This is a genomic window from Bradyrhizobium guangdongense (assembly GCF_006483445.1).
Lineage (GTDB): Bacteria > Pseudomonadota > Alphaproteobacteria > Rhizobiales > Xanthobacteraceae > Bradyrhizobium > Bradyrhizobium guangdongense_A.
Genome location: NZ_PPPT01000285.1, coordinates 1 through 7513, shown reverse-complemented (window position 1 = coordinate 7513; position 7513 = coordinate 1). Strand labels below are relative to the sequence as shown.

6 protein-coding genes are annotated in these 7513 nt (G+C 65.1%); 4 read left to right on the top strand and 2 right to left on the bottom strand.

Features of this window, described 5'->3' with window-relative positions:
- Positions 1-1285, bottom strand: a 1285-nt coding sequence (locus C2U70_RS31860; RefSeq protein ID WP_186294591.1) for a GumC family protein, incomplete at its 3' end; no start/stop codon positions are given.
- Positions 1286-1487: 202 nt separating this feature from the next.
- Here C2U70_RS31860 and C2U70_RS31855 point away from each other — a divergent pair.
- From C2U70_RS31855 to C2U70_RS31845, 3 genes are all read left to right on the top strand, one after another.
- Positions 1488-2621 carry a glycosyltransferase family 4 protein gene (locus C2U70_RS31855; protein ID WP_140982590.1) on the top strand — a complete coding sequence of 378 codons (1134 nt, stop codon included), beginning with the start codon at positions 1488-1490 and terminating at the stop codon, positions 2619-2621.
- A gap of 169 nt (positions 2622-2790) precedes the next feature.
- Positions 2791-4320, top strand: a complete 1530-nt coding sequence (locus C2U70_RS31850) for an undecaprenyl-phosphate glucose phosphotransferase (RefSeq protein WP_140982589.1) — start codon at positions 2791-2793, stop codon at positions 4318-4320.
- 71 nt (positions 4321-4391) lie between these two features.
- Positions 4392-5684, top strand: a complete 1293-nt coding sequence (locus C2U70_RS31845; protein WP_140982588.1) for an O-antigen ligase family protein — start codon at positions 4392-4394, stop codon at positions 5682-5684.
- On the opposite strand, the gene C2U70_RS31840 is transcribed toward C2U70_RS31845, so the two are convergent.
- The gene (locus tag C2U70_RS31840; protein WP_140982591.1) at positions 5659-6129 is read right to left on the bottom strand and encodes a MarR family winged helix-turn-helix transcriptional regulator; all 471 of its coding nucleotides are present in this window, start codon (positions 6127-6129) and stop codon (positions 5659-5661) included. The two genes, C2U70_RS31845 and C2U70_RS31840, sit on opposite strands and share 26 nt — an antisense overlap.
- Before the next feature lie 147 nt (positions 6130-6276).
- On the opposite strand from C2U70_RS31840, the gene C2U70_RS31835 reads away from it, so the two are divergent.
- Positions 6277-7467 carry an FAD-dependent monooxygenase gene (locus C2U70_RS31835; RefSeq protein WP_140982587.1) on the top strand — a complete coding sequence of 397 codons (1191 nt, stop codon included), beginning with the start codon at positions 6277-6279 and terminating at the stop codon, positions 7465-7467.
- The last annotated feature ends 46 nt before the right edge of the window (positions 7468-7513 follow it).

The window sequence follows — 7513 nt, the reverse complement described above, 5'->3', positions numbered from 1 at the left end:
CCAGCAGGTCGCGCTGCGCCTTGGCCTCGCGCTCCAGCGCGCGGAGCTGCACGTCCTGGCCGTTGGTCGAGGACGCCTGCTTCTTCAACTGCTCGAGGCTCGCGGTCAGGCTGTCCACCCGACCGCCGGCGATGCGCGCATCGCTGTCCAGCGACCGCGAGATCTTGCTGGCCTCGTCACGGATCTGGTTGTCGAGGTCGGCGAGTTGTGCCTTCAGCTCCTTGATGCGGGGATGGTTGCCAAGCAGCGTCGACGATTGTTCGGCGAGTTGCGCCCGCAGCGTGACGCGCTGCTCCGACAGGCGGCGCATCAGCTCGGTGTTGAGAACCTCGGTTGCCTCGATCGGCTTGCCGCTCTGGAGCATCTCGCGGATCAAGCGGGCCTTGGATTCGGTGTCCGCCTTCATCGCGCGTGCGTTGTTGAGCTGGGTGTTGACCTCGCCCATCTGCTGGTTGGACAGCGTGGTGTTGTTGGTGCCGACGAACAGGCTCGACTTGGAGCGAAAGTCCTCGACGCGCGATTCGGCGTCGGACACCTTCTTGCGCAGATTGTCGATCTCGCCCGCCAGCCACGTGCTCGCCGACTTGGCCTGATCCTGCCGCGCGTTCTGCTGCAGCACCAGATAGCCGTCGGCGATCGAATTGGCGACGCGCGCGGCGAGGTCCGGATCCCACGACAGGAATTCGATGACGATGACGCGCGACTTGTCGACGGCGTAAGCCGTCAGCCGATCGTAATAGGCCTCCATGACCCGCTCTTCCGCGGTCATGGAGAAGGGATCGCGGCCGATGCCGACCAGCGCCAGCAAGGACCTCAGCGGCGTCACGCCCTGCAGCACCGGATCGAACTCCGGCCGCTCCGCAAGCCTGTTTTTCCTGATGATCTCGCGCGCGAGATCGCGCGACAGCACGAGCTGCACCTGGCTGGTGACGGCCTCGGGGTCGAGCGCGCCCTGCCGCTCCTCCGACCGCTCGCTGTTCGGCCGCAGGAACACGTTCTCGCGTCCGTCGATGAGGATGCGGGCTTCCGACTTGAAGCGCGGCGTGACCATGTTGACGGCGACGACCGAGCCGACCAGCGCCAGCACCGTCGGGATGATGATCCAGCTGCGCCGGCGTGCCAGTGCACGGCCCAGCAGACGCAGATCGAGATCGCCCGTCTCCGCCAACGGCGCATCAGCCGGCTTTGCGACCGTCGCCTTCTGCTTCGCTACCTTGGGCGGCTTGGGAACGGCCCGCTTGATCGCCGCTCTCTCTTTCCAGCCCCGCCAGAACGCCAGACGCATCATACACTCCCGCGGACGCCACTCATCCACTTCAACCGCGGCGATTACACTCCATTAAGGTTGCTGCTGGGTTAATTGCGCGCGGCAGGACGGGTCCATGAACGAGAACGCCCGCGCGAACACCGTTTGTTAACCATGGAGCCCCCTTAATCTGCGTCGTATTTGGATTGTTGTGCATTCGCCTCCGAGCGCTGGTTTGAACATGCCTCCGCCTCCCGACCAGCCGCTGCGCATCCTGCACGCCGTGCGCGCGCCCGTCGGCGGCATCTTTCGCCACATCCTCGACCTCGCCAACGGCCAGATCGATCGCGGACATCATGTCGGCATTCTCGCCGACAGCCTGACCGGCGGCGACCGCGCCGAGAAGGCGTTTGCCGATCTCGCTCCGCGCCTGAAGCTCGGCGTGCATCGCATGGCGATCCGCCGCGAGCCCTCGCCCGACGATTTCCTGGTCTGGCTCCGCATCTCGCGCCTGATCCGCAAGCTCAAGCCTGACGTCATGCACGGCCACGGCGCCAAGGCGGGTGTCTATGTGCGCGCGCGGCGGCGCTCCGACGACACGATCCGGATCTACACCCCGCATGGCGGCTCGCTGCACTACCCGCTCGGCACGTTCAAGGGCGAGTTCTATGCGCGGCTGGAGCGGACCCAGATGAACAGCACCGACCTGTTCCTGTTCGAAAGTGCGTTCGCCCGCGACACCTATCAGCGCATCGTCGGCAAGCCCAGGGGCGTGGTGCGCTGCGTCTTCAACGGCGTGACGCCGGAGGAATTCGAGCCGCTGACGATGGCCGACGATGCGACCGACCTCACCTATGTCGGCGAGTTCAGGCACATCAAGGGCGCCGATCTCCTGGTCGATGCGGTCGTCCGTCTCCACGCCATGGGCAAGAAGGTCACGCTGACGCTCGGCGGCGACGGCGAGGAAACCGCCGCGCTGAAGGCGCAGGTCGAAAAGCTCGGGCTTGCCTCCTCGATCCGCTTCATCGGCCACGTCAAGGCGCGCTACGGCTTTTCCAAGGGCCGGCTGCTGGTGGTCCCCTCCCGCGGCGATTCCATGCCCTATGTCGTGATCGAGGCCGGCGCCGCCGGCATTCCCATGATCGCCGCGCGGGTCGGCGGCATTCCGGAAATTTTCGGCGCCGACAGCCCCGCGCTGTTTGCGCCGAGCAATCCCGACGCCATGGCCGAAGCGATCGGTGCTGCCTTGGACAATCCGCAGGCGACCGCGCAGCGCGCTGCCGCGCTGCGGGAACGGATCTCCGCGCATTTCTCCCAGCAGGCCATGGTCGAAGGCGTGCTGGCCGGTTACCGCGACGCGTTTGCCAATCATTAACCGTCATTTACTACGCTAAGAGTTTCTTCCGATTTGTCCGATAAGCGAAGAGCCAGGGGAGTTCCGCCCTGGCGCCTGCGTGCCCATCTTGATGGGCAAGCCAAAATAATGGCCAGGGGGATCGCTGGAATGGACTGGGAAGGCCGTGGAACCGATCAACGCACGCTCGATGCTTGAGGACGCAGCCAACGCTGCCACAAGCACGCCGACCGAAAAGCCCTTCGTCGAACGTCGCCGCCGGTTGTCTCCGGCCGCGCTCGACGTGGTCAACCAGAAGGTTCTCAAAGCCTATTCGCCGATCGTGATCGCGGGCTTCGTGCGGCTCGCCGATTTCGCGCTGCTCAGCGTGATCGGCATCGCACTGCACCTCATCTATGTGCTGCCCGTCTCCGGGTATTATTTCTGGCAATATCTCGTCGCGATCCTCGGCATCACCACAACCGCGATCGCCTGCTTCCAGGCGGCCGATATCTATCAGGTCGAGCTCTTCCGCGGCCAGTTGCGCCAGATGACGCGGATGATCTCGTCCTGGTCCTTCGTCTTCCTGCTGTTCATCGGCGTCTCCTTCTTCGCCAAGGTCGGCGGTGAGGTTTCGCGCGTCTGGCTCGCCGCCTATTTCGTCGTCGGCCTCGTCGCGCTGGTCGGCGAGCGCATAATCCTGCGCAACATGGTCCGCAACTGGGCCCGCGACGGCCGGCTCGACCGCCGCACCATCATCGTCGGCTCCGACCGCAACGGCGAGGAGTTGGTCGCCGCGCTGAAGGCGCAGGACGACAGCGATATCCATATCCTCGGCGTGTTCGACGACCGCAACGACAGCCGTGCGCTCGATACCTGCGCCGGCACGCCCAAACTCGGCAAGGTCGACGACATCGTCGAATTCGCCCGCCGCACCCGCGTCGACCTCGTGCTATTCGCGCTGCCGATCTCGGCCGAGACCCGCATCCTGGAAATGCTGAAGAAACTCTGGGTGCTGCCGGTCGATATCCGCCTCTCCGCGCACACCAACAAGCTGCGCTTCCGTCCCCGCTCCTACTCCTATCTCGGCGAGGTGCCGACGCTCGACGTGTTCGAGGCGCCGATCACCGACTGGGATCTGGTGATGAAATGGCTGTTCGACCGCGTCGTCGGTGGCCTCGCGCTGCTCGCCGCGTTGCCGGTGATGGCGCTGGTGGCGCTGGCGGTCAAGCTCGACAGCCCCGGCCCGGTCCTGTTCCGCCAGAAGCGATTTGGCTTCAACAACGAGCGCATCGACGTCTACAAATTCCGCTCGATGCATCACCACCAGGCCGATCCGACCGCGTCCAAGGTCGTGACCAGGAATGATCCGCGCGTCACCCGCGTCGGCCGCTTCATCCGCAAGACCAGTCTCGACGAGCTGCCGCAGCTCTTCAACGTCGTGGTCAAGGGCAATTTGTCGCTGGTCGGACCGCGCCCGCACGCCGTGCAGGGCAAGTTCCAGCACCGCCTGTTCGACGAAGCCGTCGACGGCTACTTCGCACGCCACCGCGTCAAGCCGGGCATCACCGGCTGGGCGCAGATCAACGGCTGGCGCGGCGAGATCGACAACGAAGAGAAGATCCAAAAGCGCGTCGAGTTCGATCTCTATTACATCGAGAACTGGTCGGTGCTGTTCGACCTCTACATCTTCCTCAAGACGCCGTTGTCGCTGCTGACCAAGAACGAGAATGCGTATTGACGTCGTCAGGCCCCGCGGATGCGGGGCCTTCGCAAGTTTGTGTACGAGTTGCGTAAGCGTATGAGCGTGTGATGGCCTATGCGGCGGCAGCCGGGGGAATGAATGCGGCGACACCTGTCGCTGCGCCCGGCGTATTGGCACTGCAACGCGCGCTGGTGTGGCTGGTCGGCGCCTGCGGTGCGGTCGTCTTCATCGAGCCGAGCCCCTACGAAATCGCGACGCTGCTTGCGACCGTCACCTTCTTTGCAACTGGGCTTCGGCTTCAACTTGTGTTCATGCCGCTGGTGCTGGCGCTGTTCCTGCTCAACATCGGCTACACCATCTGCGCCATTCCGCTGCTCGGCCAGACCGAGGTGGCAAGCTGGATCGCGACCTCCTGGTACATGGCCGTCACCGTCGTGTTCTTCGCCATGGTGGTCTCCGAGGACACGGCGGCGCGGCTCGACATGCTGCGCCGCGGGCTCGTGGTCGGTGCGATGATTGCCGCGACCTCGGCGGTCGCCGGCTACTTTCATCTCGTCCCCGGCGGAAACGACCTGCTGACACTCTACGGGCGCGCGCGCGGCACCTTCAAGGATCCGAACGTGCTCGGCGCTTTCCTGATCCTACCGTCGCTGTTCGTCCTGCAAAGCGTGGTGCTGGAGCGCCCCGGCAAGGCGATCCGCAACGCAATCGCGTTTGCCATCATGGCGCTCGCCATCCTGCTCGCGTTCTCGCGCGCGGCCTGGGGCGGCCTGGTCATCACCGCGGCCTTCATGCTGGCGCTGATGGTGCTGACCAGCCGCAGCAACACACAGCGCTCGCGCATCATCATCATGACCATCGTTGCTGCAGTGCTGGGTCTCGCCCTGATCGCGGTGCTGCTGTCGTTCGACGCGACCGCCGAAATGTTCAAGCAGCGCGCGAGCTTCGACCAGAGCTACGACGAAGGCCGCTTCGGCCGCTTCGGCCGGCACATCCTCGGTGCCGACATGGCGCTCGACCTGCCCTTCGGCATCGGTCCCCTGCAATTCCACCGCTTCTTCCCCGAGGACACCCACAACTCCTATCTCAACGCTTTCATGTCCGGCGGCTGGCTGTCGGGTGTGCTCTATCCGGCGCTGGTGTTCACGACCGTCATCATCGGCTTCCGCCACGTCTTCGTCCGCGTGCCCTGGCAGCGGACTTATCTGGCGGTGTTCTCGGCCTTCGTCGGCACCGTCGGCGAAAGCTTTGTGATCGACACCGATCACTGGCGGCACTTCTGGATGATGCTGGGCGCGATGTGGGGCATGATCGCGGCCGCGCAGGCCTACCGGGTACCGGCCGAAGCGCCGATCGCGCCGGCGCAGATCCCCGTCAGCGCCGAGGCTTCGGCGTCTTGAGACTGGCGCGTTTCTCAGCGGGCGCATCGATGACGGTCTTCAACGCCTCGGTCGCCTCCAGCACGCCCTTGTAGCCATCAAGCGCAAAGCGCAGCAGCAGGCGCAACTCCTCCTCGCTGTAGCCGCTCCAGACCTTCTGCATCGCCTGCTGCATCGGCACGTAAAACTGGCCGATCTTTGCGGTCGCCTCCGGCACCACGGTGATGAACACCTTGCGCCGATCGGATTCATCGCGCTCGCGGCGGACATAGCCGGCCTTCTCCAGCCGATCGACGACGCCAGTGATGGCCCCCGTCGTCAGTCCCGTGACCTCGGCGAGCCGGCCCGCGGTGACCCGTCCTTCCAGGTTGAGAAAATCCAGGCATTCGAGATCGGAGCCGGAAATGCCGGCGATGTCGGCAACCGCCTGGCCGTACAGCACGCCCTGCGCCGACGACCGGCGCATCGCCTCTTCGAGTTCCCCGAGCAGCGCCGCACGCGCTTTGCCTCTTGACAAGGACCGGCCCCTTACCTTAGCAGATATATATCTTAGTCGCTAAGATAATTAGCGACCGTAATTTTCCTAGCACCTCGCAAGCCCTGGGAGCAAGATATGCAGAGACGTCCCCGCAAGGCCCTGATCATCGGCGCCGGCATCGCCGGGCCCGTCACGGCGATCCTGCTCCGCCGCGCCGGCATCGACGCCCAGATCTTCGAGGCCTGGCCCTACTCCACCGGCATCGGCGGCGGGCTCCAGATTGCGCCGAACGGCATGCACGTGATGGAGGAGCTCGGCCTTGCCCGCGAGCTGATCAATCGCGGCTCGGTCGCGGAGTCCTTCGACTTCTGCGCCCAGGACGGCCAACGTCTCGGCTCGATCAACCGCGACATGGAAAAGCGGTTTGGCCAGCCCGCGGTGAATATGTGCCGCGCGACGCTGAACGAAATTCTCATCGACAAGGCCTGGTGCGCGCATGCCGAGCTCTATTTCGAGAAGCGCCTCGTCGGCATCGAGGATCGCGGCGACCAGCCGATCGTCGCGCATTTTGCCGACGGCACCAGCGCCGAAGGCGATTTCCTGATCGGCGCCGACGGGGTGCATTCCGCGGTCCGCCGCCATGTCGTGCCCGATGGTCCCACGCCCTTCGACACCGGCCTGATCGGCTTCGGCGGTTTTGTGCCGCGCGCCTTGCTCGACGGGCTCGGCCAGCGGGTGGAGACCACTTTTGGCCGCAGCGGCTTCTTCGGCTACGGCTTCTGTAGCACCGACGCAAAAGACGGCGCGATGTGGTGGAGCACGCAGCCGGCCAACGGCATGGACGCGGCTGCCTTCCGCGCGCAGGCGCAGTCGACGCTGAAGCAGCATCTGCGCGACTTTCACCGGGGATGGCACGATCCGATCCCCGCCATCATCGAGGCCGCCGAGAACATCGTGGTGACAGACACGCTCGACGTCGCGACGTTGCCGACCTGGTCGCGCCGGCGCTCATTGCTGATCGGCGATGCCGCGCATGCCACCAGCCCCCATGCAGGCCAGGGCGCTTCGCTGGCGCTCGAGGACGCGCTGCGGCTCGGCAGGCTGATGACGCAGGGCCAGGAGCTCGGCGTCACCTTCCAGAATTTCGAGCGGGAGCGCCGCCCGCGTGCCGAAAAGATCGTCGCCATCGCCCGCCGCAACGGCAGCAGCAAGCGCGAGTTCAGCGCGTCAGGCGCCTGGATCCGCAATCAGATCATGAAGTGGCTGTTGCCGCTCGGCGCCAAGAGCATGGATTTCATGTACGCGTATGACGCGCGGGCGGCTTAATTTTCTTCTTCCCCCTCTCCCCGTCCTTACGGGGAGAGGGTTGGGG